The 21,250-nt window shown below is 57.6% G+C and carries 8 protein-coding genes; 6 read left to right on the top strand and 2 right to left on the bottom strand.

Features of this window, described 5'->3' with window-relative positions:
* Positions 1–447: 447 nt before the first annotated feature.
* The 4 genes from smbP (C8R31_RS15230) (at position 448) to smbP (C8R31_RS15215) (ending at position 6,853) form a co-directional block, all read left to right on the top strand.
* Positions 448–792: a small metal-binding protein SmbP gene (gene smbP, locus C8R31_RS15230; protein ID WP_107694991.1), complete on the top strand. Its 345-nt coding sequence runs from the start codon at positions 448–450 to the stop codon at positions 790–792.
* A gap of 511 nt (positions 793–1,303) precedes the next feature.
* Positions 1,304–4,483, top strand: coding sequence for an efflux RND transporter permease subunit (locus C8R31_RS15225; RefSeq protein ID WP_107694989.1), 3,180 nt, complete (start codon positions 1,304–1,306; stop codon positions 4,481–4,483).
* Positions 4,473–5,684: an efflux RND transporter periplasmic adaptor subunit gene (locus tag C8R31_RS15220; RefSeq protein WP_107694987.1), complete on the top strand. Its 1,212-nt coding sequence runs from the start codon at positions 4,473–4,475 to the stop codon at positions 5,682–5,684. Before C8R31_RS15225 ends, C8R31_RS15220 begins: the two co-directional genes overlap by 11 nt.
* Before the next feature lie 824 nt (positions 5,685–6,508).
* Positions 6,509–6,853 carry a small metal-binding protein SmbP gene (gene smbP, locus C8R31_RS15215; protein ID WP_107695006.1) on the top strand — a complete coding sequence of 115 codons (345 nt, stop codon included), beginning with the start codon at positions 6,509–6,511 and terminating at the stop codon, positions 6,851–6,853.
* A gap of 105 nt (positions 6,854–6,958) precedes the next feature.
* Here smbP (C8R31_RS15215) and C8R31_RS15210 read toward each other — a convergent pair whose 3' ends face one another.
* Together C8R31_RS15210 and C8R31_RS15205 are read right to left on the bottom strand one after the other, a co-directional pair.
* Complete coding sequence (locus tag C8R31_RS15210) at positions 6,959–9,064, bottom strand: AAA family ATPase (RefSeq protein ID WP_107694986.1); 2,106 nt, start codon at positions 9,062–9,064, stop codon at positions 6,959–6,961.
* A gap of 383 nt (positions 9,065–9,447) precedes the next feature.
* Positions 9,448–11,517 carry a multicopper oxidase family protein gene (locus C8R31_RS15205; RefSeq protein WP_107694984.1) on the bottom strand — a complete coding sequence of 690 codons (2,070 nt, stop codon included), beginning with the start codon at positions 11,515–11,517 and terminating at the stop codon, positions 9,448–9,450.
* A gap of 297 nt (positions 11,518–11,814) precedes the next feature.
* Here C8R31_RS15205 and C8R31_RS15200 point away from each other — a divergent pair, with 297 nt between their 5' ends.
* Together C8R31_RS15200 and C8R31_RS15195 are read left to right on the top strand one after the other, a co-directional pair.
* Complete coding sequence (locus C8R31_RS15200) at positions 11,815–15,282, top strand: hypothetical protein (RefSeq protein ID WP_107694982.1); 3,468 nt, start codon at positions 11,815–11,817, stop codon at positions 15,280–15,282.
* A 36-nt stretch (positions 15,283–15,318) separates the two neighbouring features.
* Positions 15,319–21,171: a toxin TcdB middle/N-terminal domain-containing protein gene (locus C8R31_RS15195; RefSeq protein WP_107694981.1), complete on the top strand. Its 5,853-nt coding sequence runs from the start codon at positions 15,319–15,321 to the stop codon at positions 21,169–21,171.
* Positions 21,172–21,250 lie beyond the last annotated feature (79 nt).

Genomic DNA, 21,250 nt, shown 5'->3' with positions numbered 1-21,250 from the left:
AAGACGTTGCTTCCCTTATCCCGCTACTGGTAAAATTTTAGGAGGTTAGCGACTTTATACGACACGCTAAAATGGGGATGGTGAGCGGCAGCTTACGCAGATAGGTTCCGACCAAAAGGGATATCTCGACCGTCCACCTGCCAGATGTCGCGTTCTCCTTAGCCGTTGTACGTAGTCGGCATGCGGTGCCGAGTGCAATGGGAGCGCGGAGGCCGATATGAATCACGATGATTGCAGTGACTGAAGTCATGCAATCGCCTGCCCGTCAAAAGCCTGAATCCCCCACCAGACCGCGTCATTTTTCCTTTCCGTTTTTGTGCTATAAAAAAAAGGCATCTCTCTTTTATGGAAATCTGCCAAGGGAAGTGATGCGTTTCTTATGTTAAGACGGGGATACCGTCCCCATCCTGCTGTTAAAAATTGTGACTTTCATATGGAGGGGTTGCCATGAGACATATACGAGCAACATTTGTTATGAGCAGTTTGGCAGTTTTTCTGAGTGTTCCAGCTATGGCTCACGAGGATCACACCGCCCAGGCGATCGAGCATGCTGCGATGGCCAAGGCGCACGGAGAGGATGGCCATGCGAAGGTGTTGCTAAAGCATGCCGAGGACAGTCTGAAGCACGCCAAGGCATCCGAAAAACAGCACGAAGAACAGCGCCGGCATATGGCGGAATCGGTCAAGCACCTGCAGGAAGCAATTACCCATGCTAAAGCAGAGCATGCGGACGTTGCCACCAACCACGTTGAAGAAGCGCTGAAGCACATGCGAAAGTCCACGAAAGAGTAGAGCGGGTAGCAGTAATATAAACGCGGGTGCTGGTTGTGGTTCTATACCATCGCTTGAGTTTGCAATAAGGCCGGTGCGGTCAATAGACGCTGCGGAAAAACGCGGCCGTTAACTTCCGACTGCTATTAACTCCTGGAACAGCCTGAACCGGGTTCCTGGGGAGGTGGCTCCATGCCGTCGCCGGTAACGCTGAGGTTGCTGCTGGAAGCGAGTTGTTTGACTCTTGCTCAATAACGCGACAAGCTGCTCGACCGCGACCGTTCTTTACCCCAAAACTCCTTTTCGTTAAGATAAGTCTCGCCGAAAGCTTACCTTGTGACACGTTGCGGAGATCGTTCACCGCAGCATCTCCTTAAATAACTTTCTCCGAATGCAGCCTCTTCAGGCGGTATTTCCGATTACAATGATTCATCGCCCTAACAAGGGGGGCGATGAAGTCAAAGGGACAACGTAAAGGCAACGATCTCTTGTTTTTTCTTTAGAGCAGGAACCTCATTCTTCAGAATCTCGCATGATTGAGATTGTTCGCGTTGCCTTGCGGCGCCCATACACGTTCGTTGTACTGGCGCTTCTTCTCCTGATCATCGGTCCGCTTACAGCACTTCGGACGCCCACCGATATTTTTCCCGATATTCGTATTCCCGTGGTCGCCGTGGTGTGGCAGTACACGGGCTTGCCGCCTGATGACATGGCAGGACGTATTACGACACTATTTCAGCGCTCGTTGACGACGACAGTAAACGACATCGAGCATATTGAAGCAAATTCGTACGCCGGCACCGGTATCATCAAGGTCTTCTTTCAGCCGGGCGTGGACATAGCGGTTGCTAACGCGCAAGTTACCGCGATTTCGCAGACCGTTGTAAGGCAAATGCCCCTGGGTACGACGCCCCCGCTGATTCTCAACTATAACGCTTCGACGGTGCCGATTCTTCAGCTCGCACTATCCGGGAAGGGCATGTCCGAGCAAGCCCTGGCTGATCTCGCCCTCAACACGGTTCGCATCCGCCTTGTTACCGTTCAGGGCGCGGCGATCCCATTTCCCTATGGCGGTAAGACTCGGCAAATTCAGATCGACCTTGATCCGCCCGCACTGCAGGCGCGCGGATTGACAGCCCAGGATGTCGGCAATGCCCTTGCGGCACAGAACCTGATCACGCCGATTGGCACGCAGAAGATAGACGCGTTCGAATATACGGTGCAACTGAACAATGCTGCATCCGTAATCGAGGATCTCGGAAACCTGCCCATCAAGTTTGTCGACGGCGCAACCATTTACATCCGCGACGTGGCCCAGGTGCGTGATGGCAGTGCGCCCCAGACCAACATAGTCCACGTTGACGGTACGCGCTCCGTAGTGATGACGGTACTGAAGAATGGCGTGACTTCAACGCTTGCCATCGTCGCTGGTATCCGGGCGAAGCTGGCCGAGATCAAACCGGCTTTACCGGCCAATCTCCAGGTTGTACCCATCAATGACCAGTCCTTGTTCGTGCGGGCAGCAATCAAGGGCGTCGCATTGGAAGGCGCCATCGCCGCGGTACTGACCAGTATCATGATATTGCTGTTTCTGGGTAGCTGGCGCTCAACCTTGATTGTCGCGGTGTCGATTCCGCTGTCGATCCTCGGTGCGATCATTTGCCTGGCCGCACTCGGCGAAACCCTCAATATTATGACTCTTGGGGGGCTTGCGTTAGCCGTTGGCATTCTTGTCGATGATGCTACCGTAACCATAGAGAGCATCAACCTGCACCTGGAGGAGGGCAAGGACGTTGAGACCGCCATCATGGATGGCGCAACGCAAATTGCCACTCCCGCGTTCGTTTCGCTGCTGTGCATTTGCATCGTTTTCGTGCCAATGTTTTTCCTGGAGGGCGTTGCGCGCTTTCTGTTCGTGCCGATGGCCGTGGCGGTCATGTTTGCAATCGCGTGGTCGTTCATCCTTTCGCGCACGCTTGTGCCGACCATGTCCAAGTATCTGCTGAAACCGCATATACCGGGGGCCGATAATCAGTCTCCGCGCAATTCCCTGACGCGTTTCCAGCGTAGCTTCGAAGCGCGCTTCGAACGCATCCGTGCAGGCTATCGCGCGTATCTGCAACTGGCACTTGCGCATCGTCGGCCGTTCATAAGCGGATTTCTTGCATTCGTGCTGGGGTCTTTTCTTCTTCTGCCATTTCTTGGCCGAAATTTCTTTCCAGCTGTCGATAGTGGCCAGATCTTGATGCACGCGCGTACTCAGGTCGGTACGCGGGTTGAAGAAACCGCGAACCAGTTCGCCGAGATCCAGAAAGCAGTTCGTAAGATCATTCCGCCACACGACATCGACGTAATGATCGATAACATCGGCCTTCCTCCCAGCAGCATTAATCTGACCTACAACAACTCGGGGGTGATGGGTACGCAGGATGGCGACATTCAGATCGCGCTGAAGCAAGGTCACCAGCCCACCGAAGGCTATGTGCGCAAGCTTCGGGAGGAGTTGCCGCGTCAATTTCCGGGCGTAGCGTTTTCATTTCCGCCAGCCGATATCGTCAGCCAGATTCTGAATTTTGGTTCGCCGGCGCCGATCGAACTACAGATCCGAGGCAACACCCTGGATGCAAATTTCGATTACGCCAACTTTTTGCTGCCCAAGCTACGCGCGATTTCCGGCATTGCGGATGTTCGTATTCAGCAGTCGCGCAGGAGGCCCATTTTTGACGTGGATGTCGATCGCACGCGTGCGCAACAGGTTGGCGTTACCATGCGCGATGTCACCAACAGTTTGGTCGCCAACCTCGCTGGCAGCAGCCAGGTTGCGCCCACTTTCTGGCTGAATCCGCAGAATGGCGTGCAGTATCCCATCGTGATACAGACGCCCCAATATCGCCTCGATACGCTTGCTGCACTCGCTGACCTGCCGGTGGGCGGCAGCAACGGCAATTCGCAAGTACTCGGGGGTCTTGCCAATTTTACGCGTAGCAGCGGCAATGCGTTAGTCAGCCAATATGATATTCAGCCGATGGTGCAGATTTACGCAACAACGCAGGGACGAGATCTTGGCGCGGTGGCAACGGAGCTTCGCCGCATCCTGGCCGATAGCGCAAGCGAGGTGCCGAAAGGGTCAACGGTTCTGTTGCTGGGCCAGGTACGAACGATGGAGAATGCATTTTCCGGCTTGCTGTTCGGCTTGCTTGGCGCCATTGTGCTTATCTATTTTCTGATCGTCGTCAACTTCCAATCCTGGAGCGATCCGTTCGTCATCATAACCGCACTTCCGGCAGCACTTGCCGGGATCGTATGGATGCTGTTCGTCACGCACACGCCAATCTCGGTGCCGGCGCTTACCGGGGCGATCATGTGCATGGGTGTGGCGACCGCAAATAGCGTCCTTATGATCAGCTTTGCGCGCGAGCGTCTCGATGCAATAGGAGACGCTACCGCAGCTGCCCTGGAAGCCGGATTCGTACGTTCCCGACCGGTTCTGATGACAGCATTGGCGATGATCATCGGCATGGTGCCTATGGCACTGGGCATGGGTGAAGGCGGCGAACAGAACGCGCCGCTCGGCCGCGCGGTGATCGGCGGCCTTATGTTTGCCACCGTTGCAACATTAATCTTCGTTCCCGTTGTTTTCAGCATCGTGCATGGAAGGCATGGCAAGGCGCCTGCACCGGGCTCCATTTCTGGAGAATCGCATGCCGCCTGATCCCTCCGCACCTCGGGTCTCGACACGCTCACTGCGCGTTTTTGGTGTCGCCGCAATAGCCGTCGTTATTGTCATTGTTGTCGCAGGCCTCGGTATGCGAGCTTTCGATAACAGACAGCTACGCAACTGGACCGACGAGCGGGCTATCCCGGTTGTTGCCGTTCTTAAACCCGGCATTGCCGGCAACGCCGCATCACTTGATTTGCCCGGTCGCCTGCAAGCCTATTCACGTGCGCTGCTATATGCCCGCGTCACTGGCTACCTGAAAAGCTGGAAAGCGGACATCGGCACTCGCGTGAAAGCCGGCCAGTTGATCGCGGAAATCGATACGCCGGATCTCGATCAGGAGCTGCTGCAGGCGAAGGCCGATCTCGCCAGCTCGCAGGCCACTGCACAGCTTGCCAAGACCACAGCCGAACGCTGGCAGCTGCTGCTGAACTCAGGCTATGTTTCGCCACAGGCGGCCTCAGAGAAAACAGGTGATTTCAGCACCAAGCAGGCATTGGTAAATGCCGCACAGGCGAATGTGGACCGCTTGCAGGCATTGAAAGCTTTTACCCGTATCGTTGCACCCTTTGATGGTCTGGTCACTGCACGATTCACGGACATCGGTGCACTCGTAAATGGCGGCAGCGGGACGGGCCAGGAGCTTTTCGAAGTGTCGAAGACGAATACATTGCGCGTCTATGTCAATGTGCCACAGACCTACGTGCCAAGCATTCCACCGGGTACCAAGGCAGTCATCAGCGTCCCGGAACATCCGGATAAGACTTATGCTGCAACTGTAGCCGAGTCGTCACAGGCGGTTAATACGGTATCGGGGACGACCCTGGTGCAAATTCACGTTGATAATTCCAATGCCGAACTGATGCCGGGGGCATTTGCAAATGTGAATTTGGAACTGCCCGCCAGCAAGGCTGTACTTAGCGTTCCCGCAAGCGCGCTGATGTTCGACAAGGCAGGATTGCGCGTGGCAACGGTTACTGCTGATGACATAGTTATGTTGAAACCGGTGACGATTGCGCGTGATCTCGGCAAGGTCATTGAACTGGGTTCAGGCCTCGCTCCCGAGGATCTTGTAATCGAAAGCCCGCCCGACGGCATCGCTAGTGGAGACAGGGTGCGTATCGCCCATACCACGAACGCGTCCGACGGCCGCGATGGCAGCCTTGGCAGTAGTAAGGGGCTCTCTACCTATTGATAACACATTTGCCAATTAAAACATTCCTTGGGAGCTTTAAGCTTCTGGAGCCGCCTCTGAGTTGAGCTAGGCGGGGAACAACTGGAGTGGCATTACGCGCCATATCTGATTAGCCATACATCTTCTATTATCTTTCTACCGAAACAGCGGTAAGCTGTCGTTCGAGTTTTTGCGTAAAGCGCACGATGCCGATCACCAGGCCGACATCGCTCAAGTACAGGAATGGCTGTTAAATGCCAATATTGTGACCCCCGGATGTATGGCCCGCAAAACCGGCCGGACGACATTCCTACATCTGAGTTGAATTAGTAGATCAGTCATCCTCCTTTGCTTTGTGCGCTGGCGGTAATAGCTCTTCGAGGCATCTTGTACTTCGTCACTCGCTCCACTGGGTGAAGAGGATGAGCTTTGTCGTTGATCATCAGACATCACATGGAGCGCGAGGCTCATGCGCTCCGTGAATCGAGAGCCCGCGGCCACTCTTTCCGCAGGAAGCGCCCGAAGACCGGAACGTAATTACCGGATAGACGCGACGTCATTTTTCCTTTCCGTTTTGTGCTATAAAAAATTACCGGTCTCGTTTGTAGAAATTGGCGAAGGAAGCGACGCTGTTTCTTATAGGACGGCGTTTTGCTTCGTGGTCGGGATCGCAACCAGGCAGGGCGCGGGTCGGTTGATGGCCGTCGCAAGCCTTCGATCCCTATTAACTGCTGGAACAGCTTGGCTTAGCCGTGTCAGTTGGCGAAGTTGGTCTTACGGAAAGAACGGGAATGCCGAATGGTCTTAACCTGCTTTTGAATCCGACTGTCAGAGGGGATCTTGTCATGAGAAATCTAGGGGCGACTTTTGCAATGAGCAGCTTGGCATTTTTTCTCAGTGTTCCGGCTATCGCCGGCGAGGATCCCATGGCTTCTGCGCTTGAGCATGCTGCAAGGGCGAAGGCACACGGAGACGACGGCCGCATGAAAAAGTTGCTGGAGCACGCCGAGGAAAGTCTAAGGCATGCTAGGGCATCCGAAAAGCGGCACGCGGCACAGCGCGCCCAGATGGCGCAAGCAGTCAAGAACCTGGAGCAGGCGATCGAAAATGGCAAAGCAGGACGTGATCGCGTCGCCAATAAACACATGGGCGAAGCGCTGGTGCGAATACGAAAGTCCACATCAGACTAGACTGTGAAGGGAATAAAGTACCAGTTGAGCGCGTACCTGTATCGGCGCTCACTCTAAAATCGAACGATATCGAACGCAGAGTGCCCAAACATGGCGCTGCGCCAGCTAACCCCTGGTCGCAAGCAGTTCCTGGAACAATTTAACCCACCGTCCGGTGGTGGCATGATCGAATGCGCTGACGCCCTTTTTAAGGGCCACCTCTTTTGTCCGCTTTGCAACTTCAATCTTCCATCCCTCGCGTAACGTTACTCCTTGGGTTTCCGCCCAGGCTTCGACCTGACCAACAAGCGGCTTGCCGCTAACCACCACATCTGCAAACGGAATCTCGGAATTTCTTTCCCAGCGGTCGATCACTTGAGCGAAGAATGAAGCGGGTATTAAATCTTCGAGTTCAGAGCCGGTAAAGCCGACATAAGTGTCCGTTGATAAAACCCTTTCCTCTACGCCGTGATACGGTCCTGATTTCAATTCCTGACTGATCCGCTTTCCTGGCTCATCGCCACTGAGAAGTATTTTTGGCAAAGGCTCGTCTCGCCCCGTGATGATACTAGCGACTACCTCTGCTGTTTTGCTGCCGCCTGACGGAGCAAAGACCAGTTCGCGCTTTGGTGAGATTTTATTTGCGCCGATGAGCAGCGTTTTGATGGTCGAGAGATAATATTGATCGGACGGACCCAGGACGATAACAGGTTGACAGCCGAGCAGCAGACTCTCCGCGACGTTCAGATGCAGTGCGGAGTGTACGACGTAGGCCGCACCTGCCTGCCGGGGATCTTTTTCGACATGGCGTAGGTCAGGCGTCGCCTTGGTCGTGCCATTTTCGGATATATAGACCTTGCGCGCTCGCCCCAGATGCTCCGCGTCGATCAGAAACGGTGAATGGGTTGTGTAAAGAATTCTGTTGAAATTGGCCAAATTATCGAAGAAGGCCGACAGATTCCTTTGCGCCAGCGGGTGCAGTGACAATCCAGGCTCATCCAGCAATAATATCGCACGTTGGTGCTCGCCCTCGCTTTCCACGAGAAATACGAGATAAAAGCTAAGGAACCACTGAAGGCCGGTGCTTCTGCTCTCAAGCTCCACTTCCTCCGGGCGGCGGTCGTCGGACACCCATATCCGGAAGTGACTGCCATCCGCGTCGAAGCGGAATTTGTAATCTCCTTGCTTCCACCAGTTTCTGAACTTTTCCGTCAGGACAGCCCCGGCGGATTGAAGCAGTATCGAACGCTCCCTTTTTTTCAGGGCAATCTCACTGATCTCGTCGGCGGTGGGCTCACGCTGGTTGTTGCGCGCATCCCGTAGGTCCTGACCGAGTTCCAGTATGTCGCCTGGCTCAAGCCCTACGAATTTGAACAGGACGCGCAAGGTTCGGGCTTTGGCTGCTTCTTTAGAGCCGAGGTCGTTTCTTTGAAGATTTTGTACAACGTGGGGAAGATAAATTTCAGAATCCAGGTTGCCGAATTCGGAGTAATAAACGAATTTGGGCAGTGCGCCGAGGACGATATCTGTTACATCCGCGGCGCCTTCACCCGGGGACGTAATTTCGGAGGTTATCAGTTCGATTGCATCCAGCAGTTCCGCTACGTGACTATAAACTGCCGTGGTTCTTCTATCGGGTTCCTGAATCAGGAATTGCAACTCTCGTTTAAATTCTGAAGCGTCGCTCGCTGATAGACGCGGCTCCGCGAGAGTGTCGTGCATCTGATTCAACTTTGTGAGAACAATTTCTTTCAACTCATGTTCTTGCGTGGACGGCGCCAAGTCGGTGATGCTTCTCATGGCACCAGCGATCAGTTTTTTTACCTCCGAGTTTACGTCTGACGCGTCTACGCCGGTAAAACCTTCAGATTGGGGGAAAGAAACGGCGTACTCCCCATTAAAGTACCGTTTTACGGATACCAGCGCGGCCGCTTCCGGGGTTATTCCCGCCTTCCGGGAGAGTTCGCCTGCGAGGGGCCCAGTCTCGAATTCCGCTGTTATGAAGCAGTAATTTTGCGGGGCTTGGCGTATGGCGCCGAAATGTTTCTTGGGATAGTCAGAAGCCGGCTGAATTTCTCCCCCTGTCGCCGGGTTTAGCTTCCAGAGCGGAACCAGAAGGTTTGTTTTCCCCGATTCATTCACGCCGATCAGCGCAGTAACCTTATCCACCTCAACCCAATTGCTATTTTCGACAGAGCGAAAATTGGTGACTAGAAATCGGGTAAGTTGCATAAGTCTGTCCTTTCCTGCTTCTCTGTCAGGTAATCAGGCGTTTAAACAATTTTAACCACTTTTTGCGCATCAACGACTGTAACTGAGTGACGTCGGAGGGGGAACATAGCCGCATCAGGAAATCGCAAGCAATATATGTGCCGATAATATAACCTGCTGACATGTAGCGCTATTCGCTCGTGGGGCAATGGATGACGGATGATGTGTAATGCTTTTCGACACCTTGGACATGGATCCGACACATTCTCAGCAAAAGGAATATATGCAACCGGGGCACGAGGCGGCGCACAGAGCAAACGCTCGACCTTGGGAAGCGTGCCCAAGCGTGCTCAACCAGCTTGCTACGTTAGTCAGTAAGATCGGTAGTAGAAAAGGAGGCCGATCTATGGCTGCCCCGGCTGCTCTGGCTGAACCGGTCCGATACGGTACGGGAGCATCATCTCATTGTCCTCGTGCTCAAGGATGTGGCAGTGCCAGACGTACTGCCCCGGCGTTGTGAAGGTCATCTTCACCCGGGTGACCTGGCCGGGGTAAGCAATGATGGTGTCCTTGCGGCCCAATTCCCACGGCTCCGGCGGCAGGGGCTGGGAGTCAGTTGCCATCTGTACCGTTCCATTTTCCTCGTCGACAACGATCGGTTGCCGATTGACCAGTTCAAACGACACGGCGTGGATATGCATCGGGTGCGCATCCTCGGTGGTGTTAAAAAACTCCCACATTTCGGTCGCGCCCACAGCCGGGTTCTGGGTGACGGGGTCCATCCACATCTGTTTTACCGCCTTCGCCGGCGCGGTGCCGGGGTCGGCCACGGTGCCGAGCAGGGTCTGGGCCGGGGCATCCTCGAAGCGGTTGGACATCTCTTCCAGCAACGCCAGGGAACGTGTCACGATAGCTGGCGGGAGTGCCTCGACAGGGGGCAGCAAAAGGTTCGCCGGCCCGGTTGTATGATCAGCCGCCTTTGCCCGGACGACGCGAAATTCCAGGATCTGACCGGTGGTGGCGGGTTCGGCGACAGGAAAATCCTTGCCCGGCTCACCACCGCCAAAGGGCTCGTCCGGCCCCACGTTTCTGAGAACGTGTCGGCCTACGGGTACTTTGGCAAAGTCGACGATGACGTCCGCCCGCTCGGATGGCGCCAGCAGTATCCTGTTGCCATTGACTGTCGACATGTTCACGGGGGCAGCGAGGAAGCTGCTTTCGCTGCCGATCATCCACACCTCCACGCCGGGAATGCTACTGAAATCGAGTATCAGGAAGCGGGAGTTGCAGCCGTTTAACAGACGCAAGCGATAGCGCCGCTGCTCTACGGTATGAAATGGCCACGTATTGCCATTCACCATCATCGTGTTGCCGAAGAATTCTGGAGTCCAGAGAGGGGAAATATCGGACTCGGGAATGAACGGGCCTGTCGTGCCGTCGAAGAAAGCCCGGGTCTGAGGATAAAACAGTGAACCATCGGCGTTGAACGACCGGTCCTGGATCACCAGCGGAATTTCCTGGAGTGCCCTAGTCGAGGGAACCTTGTCCTTTTGTTTCGGCGCAGCGCCGGGGAGGACTGCGGAGCCGCCCGTGGCCTTGTCTTTTACCGCGTCGTCGCCCGCCGGGCCCCCGCGGATGATGTAAAAACCAGCCGGACCGGTATAGACATTCACCCGCGTCATGCCGAGCGTATGGTCGTGGTACCAGAGCGTGGAAGCATGCTGTGCATTGGGATAGGTGAAGGTCGCGCTTCCCCGGCCCCAACCGGGCTCGCTGCCGTTCGCTTTCTCGTTGAAGAACCCGTACCAGGTTCCCGTGGCGGCATACTCCGCAGGGATATTGCGAGCCGCGGGAAGGTACCACGCCTCTGCGTAGCCGTCGCTGTGGTCGGGAACCCCGGCCATGCCGTGCACGTGCGTCACGATGGGGACGGGGCCCTGGTAGCCGCGAGGAGTGGCGGCAAAGCTTGGTCGCGAGTCGCGTCCCGCCTTTCCACCCGGCGGGTTGGCCCAGTGCAGCGTAGGATCGACAGGCAGCAGATGCGGCAGATAGTCGCCTGTCGCCTGGTCCTTGAGGTCATTGGTCCACTTCACGATCACCGGCACGTCCCAATTCGCTTCAATCGTAAGCGAGGGGGCGTGATAAACGAGAGCCTTTTCCTCCACGGAATGGACTGGGCCGTATCCCCAAACGGTGGTGGCCGGTGACCCCGTGGGCAGGATCTGTTGGGAGAATTGCTTGATGGAAATCTCGTAATAATCGGCGACCTTTCCGCCCTTGAGCTTGATTTTGCCCGCTTTCGGCATGGCCGGCAGCGTAAACAGGGGTGTCTTGAATTTCTTTATTAGGTTCGGGTCGAGCGTGCCTCCCGGAATCGCCGCGATCGCTTTAGAAATGCCGCTGAGCTTGTCGAAGCCGAACAGCGTAAGCATCGTACTGCCGGTGTACTTCAGGAATGTACGTCGGGAAACCATTCAAAGACCTCCTTTATTGCCGACTTTTTAATGCACTGAACCGTGCCGCGCGGGCAGTAATCCCGCTGAAGCACAGAGTATCCAAGGTCAGGCTTGTATGGTCAATGGTCGTGTGCATCGGCCGGCTCGCGGTTCGCCGCCCAATTCCGGTGTCCCGTTCCGTTACCTTCGATCGGGATCGATTCGCGAGGATTTATTTAAACCTTGCGTGACTTGACGTGGGCAATTTCGTATCCTATGTTGATATGGTTGAGTCTAGCTGAGGATGCGTCCAACTAAAAAGAAGGGGGAGGGCCAATGGCCGTGTATCAGGAAAACTTTGTTTCTATCCGCAAGTTGTACCCGCGAGTTTCCGAGCGACTGCCACGCACGCGCATGGCTGTTGCCGACCCTGCCTCAACGACTGAGCGCGACTATCGCGATCTGCTTTCGGAAGCGAACCTGAATTTCTTTCATCGAGAGTATTCGATCGCGCTCCAGAACTATCTGGCCTTGCGCCAGAAAATCCTTGAGCAAAGCCATCCTGAGATGCCGCGTGCCCCGGGCCTCGGCCTTTATCTCGACCTCGACTGGAGCGCGGTCAAGGCAACCCAGCTCATGGAATTTTCCCGCCGAGAAGTGCTTAAGCTGACGCCGGGTGCGGGGGTCAAGCTGCCGTTGAGCGACGAGCGCGTGATAAAGGCCGGCGAACTGCCGGCTAACCCGGTGTTTTCCAAATGGTCAGACGTTGGCATCGACCCCCGGCGCGTCGTAACAGACGATGTGCTGAGCCAGCGCGAGCGGGCGCGGGAACTGATTGTCTCAGGCAACTGGCGCGAGGCCGCGAAGCTGTATGAGGCTGCGGCGACGGCCGCCGCTGAAAGTGGCAATCTGGAATGGGCGGCTCAACTAACGAATGAGTCGGCATCGATGCTCGTCACCTACGCCGACGGGAATGAGCGTCGGGCCGCATTGGAGCAGGCGCTTGCCGGCTTTACCAAAGCCGAGCAGCTTTATTCGCGTGCGGGCAACCTTGAAGCGGTCGACGTGGTGCGCATCAACCGGGCGAACTTGCAGCGCGAAATCGACGGCGGTGGTGCAGCGCCGGCCGCGGGCTCGGTCCTCGCGGCAGCAGCACCCGAACGCACAGTGCGCCTCGCCACGGGCGGCTCGTTAAACCTGCATGATCTGTTAAGGCCCGATGCAGCAATTGCCCGGGTCGAAGTGCGTGCCGGCGTAGTTCAACCCCAAGCGACGCGGCTCATGATGGTCGCTGACGTAACGGGTTGGAAAAGCGCCACCGCCATGATCGAACAGGCTGCGGCGGACGGTGCAGGCGCCGCGGCGGTGAAGACAATCGGGTTGTTCTTTCCGGCCGGCGCCAGGACGCTTTCGCTGGAGGCGAATACGTTTACCACCAGCCTGACCGACACCGTCTACAACAACCGCATCCAGGCGACGGTGCTCGAAGACCTCAACTTTTACGAAGTGGTGGAGGTGAATTTTGTCACCTACTTCGTGCATCTGTATTTCTTCGTCCTGCCGATCGCCATCGGCGACAGCTATGCCGCGATGGGCTTGTATGACAAAGCGTTGAAGGAGTATCGCTCGGTACTGGCTTATCCCTTCCTCAATCTCGGCATTGAGGCGCCCTACGTGTGGCTGAAAATGGCCGATGTGTACCTGCAATGGGGCAATAGCTTGTCCCGGCGCGATCAGCGCGCTGCCGCAAGGGAGAAATACGAATTCATCCTGCTCACGGACCTGACTGTACCCTCGACGGAGCTTTATCAAGGCAAATTCGGCATCATGCAGGCGCCGGCCGCCGAAGTCATCAAGGAACTGAAGAACGAGCCGCGCGGTCCCGTGAACCCAAAAGTGGCGGCCATCATCGCGCAGGCGGCCATGCGGCTCAAATACCTCACCAACAACTTCAATTACTTCGGCATTAGCGCGGATCACGCGCCGATTTTCCGCTACAAGTATCTGCAATCGGTGGCGACGTATATGGCGGATAGCGCAATCGAGGCGGAACGGACGTTCATCGGTTATCGGTCGACGGCCGAAAACCAGAAAATCGAGCATATGCAGATGGAAAGCGCCGTTGACGTGAACAAGGCTGCGCTTTCCATTGAAAACAAACGCATGGAGGACGCCGCACTGGAGGTCGAGGCTGCCCGTCGCACGCGTGAATATGCCGAGGTGCGCAGGAAGAATGCCGACGACGCGCTTGCGGAGTGGGATACCAAGGGGCGCGAATTGACCTCGATGAATGCCGCCTTGTCATGGGCCAGCGCAGCCGCCAATGATCAGGATATTCGCTACACTGGCGTTCGTTATGATGGTGCGCGGCACGACTACGAAGGCACTGTGGAAGAGTTTTTCGATACGGTTGGCGAGAAGCGCGAGTGGTTGGATTGGGAATTGCAACGCAACCGTATCGAGCGTCAGCGGGCAGAAGCCGGGGCCGAAGTGGCGATGGCGCAGACGCGGGAGCAGCAGGCGCAGGTGCGTTACGAGGTGCAGGCGCTGAACGTCATCCTGCAACAGAAGCGGTTGGAAGCGTCGCAGGAAGTGCTGGAGTACAGCGAGAACCGGCTGTTCGATGAAGACTTGTGGTTTCAGTTGGCCGCGCAGCTGCAGGATCTTGCGCGCAGCTACCTGGACGCCGCCATCTACGCCGCCCTGCTGATGGAACGCGGTTACGACCTCGAATTCGACCGTCGACTCAATCGTATTCGCACCGATTATATGCTCGGGGTGCCCGCGGGCTTGCTTGGCGGCGATCATTTGAAGCGCGATATCCTCTCGTTTACCACCGACTATCTGGAAAATGCCCAAAAGAAAAATCCGGTGCGCCTGGCGCTGTCGTTGCGTGAAGAGTTTCCGAGCAGTTTCGCCACCTTTGTCAACACGGGGATTCTGCCGTTTCGCACCGACCTCGAGATATTCGATAGACGCTACCCCGGCACTTATCGCCGCAAGATCAAGAAAATCGAATTGTTCGTCGAAGGTCTGGTGCCGCTCGAAGGCGCCAGCGGCTTCCTCACCAACAACGGTATCAGCGCCGAGTGGCGGATGGTGAGCGGTGCCTGGGTCAAGTTTACCCGCGTGATGCCGGTGGAGCGGATGGTGATGTCGAGCTATCAGTTCCGGCGCGATATCGCAGTCTTTCAGCCATCGGAAGAGATGCTTGGCCAGTTCGAGAACATGGGGCCGCAGTGCGAATGGACGCTGGAAATTCCACGCTCAGGCAACAACATCGATTACAACGCGATCAGCGACATAAAGTTCGTTATTTACTTCGATGCCGATTTCAACGATAGCCTGGCGGCGCATGTAAGAGCGCTGTATCCGTCCACCGGCGGCCGCTCGACCGTGCTCTCTTCCCGCTTTCAGTATCCCGACGAGTACTTCCGCCTCGATGCCGAACGCAGCGTCGACTTCGCCGTCAACGCCAGCTCGATTGCTTTCAACCACGAGTCGCCCACCCTCACCGCCTTCGGTATCCGGTTGCTGCCGGCCGGAACCGCCAGCATGGAGAATGTGCCCCTCATCATTACGCGGGTGTCGGATGGCAGTAGCGTTACGGCAAACACCAGTGCGCAGGGCACGATCGCGGGAGCGGCGGATACCATGGCCCCGTTCGCTGCGTGGAAGGACGCATCACCCGTGGATACCTGGCGGGTGGCGCTGGGCGAAGGCGTGAATAGCGCTAATCTCGCCGACGTGCAGATTTTCTACACCTACGCCTTCAAATATCGCGCTGACGGCAGTCTGGCCTGACGGGCGGCATTAAACGTGAAAGGGGGAGGGTAGGCGATGGCAAAGGAAAGTGGTGTCGGCGAAAACAGCCGCGCGCGCTTCGGCGGCGCGGCGGCGGTGCGCTCGCTGGGCGATTCATTCCAGCCGAACCTGGCGATGGGGGGCGGCAGCTACAAGATTCCGATTGAGTTGCCCTCCGGGCCCAGCGGACTTGCGCCTCAACTGGAGCTGGTCTACGACACCGGTGCCGGCAATGGTATTTTCGGGCTCGGCTGGTCCTTGTCGCTTCCCTTTATCGAGCGGCGCAGGCCGCGCGCCTTCATGGCGGAGGGCGAACCGGAATACAGCCTGGGCGGCGCAATGCCGCTGGTTAAAACCGATGCCGGCGATTTCGTGCCTTCCGTATCTCAGCAGTTGCAGCGCTTTGCGCTGAACGGAAACGCATGGCACAGCCGCACCCTCGCACTGGTCGATCTGCATTTCGGCAGCTCAGCCGCCTCGCGGGTGGAGGTCAGCGGCGGGGACTTGCTGCGGACACAGCGGTGGCATGTCGAACGCATGGTGTTTCCCGGTGGACGCGAGATCAACATCGAGTACCTGCGGGACGGGAACCAGCTTTATCCTCGCACTATCCGCTGGAGCGTATTCCGCCTGGAATTCATCTATCAAAACCGGCCCGATCCCTGGTCGCAATTCGACGCCGGTTTCGAAATACGCACCAGCCAGCGATGCGTGCGCATCGAACTGCACCAGGACCGCTTGCCCGACACGCTGACGCGGGTTGTCGCCTTCGAATACGAGAGCGCGGCATACACCCGCGCCTCTCTGCTGAGGCGGGTCGAACTCACTGGTCTGAGACGTCGCAACGGTGCCATCGAAACCGCGGCTCTACCGCCGCTCACCTTCGCCTATACCACCTTCAGCCCGCAGGCCCGCCGTATCGAACGCTTCCGCAGCACGGTGGTGCCGCCGCCGCCGCTGGGCGAGGATGTTACGCTGGTCGATCTGGGTGGGACCGCCCTGCCTTCCGCATTGCGACTCGACGCGCAAGGCGGCACGTATTGGGAAAACCGCGGCGACTTGACGTGGGGACCCCCACAGCCGTTGCGTTCCCTGCCGGCGGGGATCGCGCTATCCGATCCGGGCGTCCGTTTTGCGGACATGGAAGGGCGCGGCAATGCCGATCTGGTTGTCGGTCGCGATCATGGCGGCGGTTATTATCCCAATCGTCCGGGGGAAGGCTTCATCCGCAAAAAGAACGTGGCGCTGGCGCCGAGCTTCGATCTGACCGAAGACGACGGCCACCTGCTTGATCTCGACGGTGACCGCGTCAGTGATTTCCTGACCTTCCGCAACGGCACGCCGATTGCCTTCTTCAACCGGCGGGGAGACTCATGGAGTGCCCCGGTGGTGCTTGCCGATAGCGGATTGCCGAGCCTTGCGGGGCTGAGCCGGCGTGTGCGTCTTGCGGACATGAATGGCGACGGACAGAGCGATGTCGTGCTGTTGCAGTCGCGGCAGATCCAGTACTGGCCATATCTTGGCAATGGTAAATGGGGTGCGGTGCGCACCATGGCGGACACCCCCGACTTCGGCGGGGCACTCATCGAACGCGATGTATTTATTGCCGACGTCAACAGCGACGGCGCAGCTGATCTGATCGTGGTGGGCAATTCGGAAGTGCGCGTATATTTGAACCGTGCAGGAGAAGGCTATTCCGAACCCATTGTGCTCGCGCGCACACCGCGTGCCGGTTTCGACCGCGTGCTGCTGGCTGACATGAAAGGTTCGGGCACCGCGGGGTTGCTGTTTACTTCGCCAGCCGGGCAGGGCGGGCGCGCGCAGTACTGGTTTCTCGATCTGCTCGACGGAGTCAAGCCGCATCTGTTGGCGGGCATCGACAACGGCAGCGGGTTGGTCACTGAAGTGCAATACAGCACCTCGGCGTTCGAGCGCACCCGCGACTTGACCGAAGGCCAGCGCTGGACCGGATATCTGCCGTTCGTAGTGCCCGTGGTCAAGCAGTTGCGCCTGCATGACCAGGTAACAGGTGAATTATCGGTCAGCGAATTCCGCTATCACGACGGCCATTTTGACGACATCGCGCGCGAGTACCTGGGTTTTGCCGAGGTCGATTCCACCCGCACGAATGGTCCGCAAGAGCAGCCCGTCAGGCAACGGCTTTATTATCACACCCGCCACACTACCGCGCTCGACCCGGCATTTACGGCCGGCCGCGGCCAGCCCCATCGTACCGAAACCTTGGACCCCATCAGCGGCGATTTGCTGCAGTTCGAGCATTCAGTCTGGACCGCCGTTCAGGTGGCTGGAACAACATCGGATGTACCAGCGCATCTGGCGCTGGAAACCCAGCGTAGAAGCGAGCGCCTGCATCTGGGGACGGCCTACGAGAGCGAGCAGGCCGATTTCACCTTCGACCCAGTCGGCAATACCTTGAGCGAGACGCGGCATAGTGTGTGGAGGAACAGTAGCGACGCCGAGCAGGTGGACCAGCTCCGGATTGAAACCAGCTATGCCGTTCACCCGGTGCACGGCCTTACCAATTTCCGCGCACGCATGCGCAAGCTCGACGGGAATGGCGCGCTATTGAAGGAAATCCGCTTTCACTACGACGGCGAATCATTCGTGGGGCTGCCGCTGGGCCAGGCGGAAAATGGTTTCAAAGTGCGCCAGAGCGAAGTCGCGCTTACCCAGCGCGAGATCGATGCGGCTTACGCGGGTGCGCCGCCCGCGCTACTGGCGAGCCTGTATCGCATTGAGACCGATCCCGAGTTCGGCACAATCTATATTCGCGATATCGGCCGGGCGCGCGTGGATGCTTTCGGGAACGAAGTGGAAACCTTCGACGCGCGCGGCATGAACCGCAGCATGATTCTGGATGCCGCCGCGATCCATCCGGTATCGTTCAGCGAAGACGGCGGCGCCGCGCGCGAGGTGCAAATCGATCCCATCGCCCAGCAGGTTTCCCGAATCGAAGATCTTAACGGGCTCGATACCATAACCGAGTTCGACGCGCTCGGTAACGCGATAGCGGTCTATAAGCGCGGCGCCCTGCCCGGTCTGCCAACCGAGCAATACGAGTTCGTACGCAATTCGGTGCCCAACGCGGTCATTCAGCGCGTTCGCGTCAACGCGAACGACGCTGAGCCGGGGTACCACAAGATCGATTATCTCGATGGATGCGGCCGGAGCGCGCAGACGAAGCTGCTGGCCGAAGGCGGGCGCTGGGCGGTGGGCAAGCAGGAGCTTCACTCGATCCAGGGTAAACGCTTGCGCGTCCGGGACGCCTACTTTTCCTCGCAGCCTGAGTACGACGCTTCTCCGCCGGAAGGTATCGTGATCAGCGAAACGCATTACGATACGCGCGGCCGTGTGGCGCGCGAGCGGCTTTTCAACGGTCGCTGGACCTTGCATCGCTATCGGCGCAACCGCGTGGAATTCTTTGGCCCGGATGCGGCCGCCGCTCTGGCGCTCGATCCTGGTACCGTGCCCACTCGGGAAAGCGTCCTGGACACAGGGGCACATGTGCGCTCCATCATGGAGCGCGACGGTGCAGCCCGCTTCGAGCAGCGGCGCGATTATGACGCGCTGCGGCGCCTGGTGCGCATCACCGACCCGCTCGGTAATGCCGTGATGGAAAACGTGTATGACCTGTGGGGCAATCGCATCCTCATCGCGGCCGCCGATGGCGGCGCTACCACTTTCATATTCGACGGTGGGAGTCATGAAGTGCAGCGCACCGACGCGGATGGGCGGGTTTTGTTATCGCCGCGTGACGTGCGCGGCCGTATTATCGAACTGCGCGATGGCGCAAGCCAGGCTGTGCTGGAGCGCTACGAATACGACACAGGCCCCGGCGTCAATTTGCAAGGCCGGCTGGCGCGAGTCAGCGGAGATTTCGGTAGTGTTGCATACAGCTACACCGCCGAGGGGCAGGCAACTACCATAACCCGCACCGTAAACGGGGTGCCGGGCACGTTCGAGACCCGCTTCGAGTACAACGGGCAGCGCCAGGTTACACGCGTCGTCTATCCCGACGGCGGCAGCGTCGACTACAAGCATTCAGCATCGGGGATGTTGCAATCCATACCCGATTATATCGATGCAATCGACTATGGCCCGACCGGCTTGCGCGAGCGCATCAGGTTCGCCAATGGTCTGGAGACACGCCGCCGCTATACGCCGGGCGATTATCTGATACACGAAGTGAGCACAGAGCAGGCCGGCGGCGGCCATCGCTATCAGCATCTGGCATACGAACTGGATGCAGTGGGTCAGGCCCTGCGCGTCGATGACCTGTCCACGGTCCCCGGAAAGGTGCGGCTCAACCAGGTCTATAAGTACGATTCGCGCAACCGGCTCACGCATGCGAGCGGCAGCGTCTCCGGGTTCGACTTCACGTACGAATACGACGTGCTTGGCAATCTGCTGCGCAATGATGAAATCGACATACGGTTTGAATACCGGAACGGCGTGGGCGACAGTGCCGGACCGAACCGGCTGGTGCGGCGCTTGAGTTCGACCAATCCGGAATACGAGTATGACGCCTCGGGAAACCTGACGCGAGACCCCGAAATGGGTACCCTGCATTACGACAGTCGGCACCGCCTCATGCGTGTGGACCGGCTCGATGGTTCGACCGTCGAATACGTGTACGATCACAACGACCGGCGCGTGCTAACACGCACCGCGCGGGACGGCGAGACGCATACGCGGTTGGAGATCGAAGGCCTATATCTGATCGACGACGGGAACGCGTCCCGCGTAGTGTTTGACGAAGACCGCCGGCTGGCGGTAGTGCCGGCCGCTGGCGATTCGCTGATTCACCATTTCGATCGTCTGGGCAATGTCAACGTGTTGTCCAATGGCCGTACTGGCGCTTTCGTTGGACACGACGAATATACGCCGTATGGCAGGCTCTTCATCTCCATAGTGATTCAGCCGGCCTTCACATTTCAGGGCGGGCGTTTTTCGGACGGGCTGGAACTGGTACTGCTGGGCGCTAGGCACTATCGGCCTGCGCTTGGCCGGTTTCTTACCATTGATCCCTACCTTCTCATCAACCAGGATAAAATCCCGCCGCTCCTTGCCGCAGCTAATCTCTATATATTTGCTTATTGCAGCCCGATCAATTTTACAGACCCCACTGGCGAGATTGCGCCGCTGGTCATCGCCATCATTGTCGCGGCAATCGTCGGCGCCATAATCGGCGCGATAGGGGCTGGGGTCAATGGTGCGCGCACCTGGGATGAATGGTTGCTTTGGATTGTCGGGGGAGCGATAGGCGGGGTACTGACGGTCCTGTTCTGGTATGGAATCCTGATCTGGGCAGGCGTTGCCGCTGCCACGGCTGCAATCGCGGCGGCGGTAATTACCCTTGGCGTTTCGATTCTGGGCTTGTTCACCCCACTGATGGACGAATCCGACAGTGGGGTGGCTTGGGCATTCAGTTGGGCCATCAAGCTGATCAAATCGCCGGTATTCACTATCATCGGTCTGTTCGTGGTGGCGGGCCTTGCTATTTCCGGCAAGAGGGTCGATTTCCGCCGCGGCGCGCTGTTCGTGGAAGTCGGCGCGGGCACCGGGGGATTGACGCTGGGTGCGATCGTTTATACCCAAAGCGGCAACTTCGACTCGAATGGAAACGTGCGCGACGATGTGGCAAGGCACGAGGCTTATCACACGCGCGAGGTCGCGGCCCTGGGGGAATGGGGATTTTATGTGACGTATATTACCTTCGGCTCCGTTTTTGCCTGGGCTACAGGCGGCGAATGGAACGCCCTCGACAACCGTGGATGCGGCAATCCATTCGAAAAACATGCCTACACTTATTACAACCCATGGGTTGGCGGGCCAAGCGCGAACGAAGTTTCGGCGGGTCAATGCTGAGTTCAGAGTCTCTTGCCGACTGATCAACTAATCAAGGAGCGTTACGCTTTGATTGTATTTCTTGGAACAGAAGGGAATG

This window comes from Nitrosospira sp. Nsp2 (assembly GCF_003050965.1).
Lineage (GTDB): Bacteria > Pseudomonadota > Gammaproteobacteria > Burkholderiales > Nitrosomonadaceae > Nitrosospira.
The sequence above is the reverse complement of the archived record's forward strand: the minus strand, read 5'-3'. Positions and strand labels throughout refer to the sequence as shown.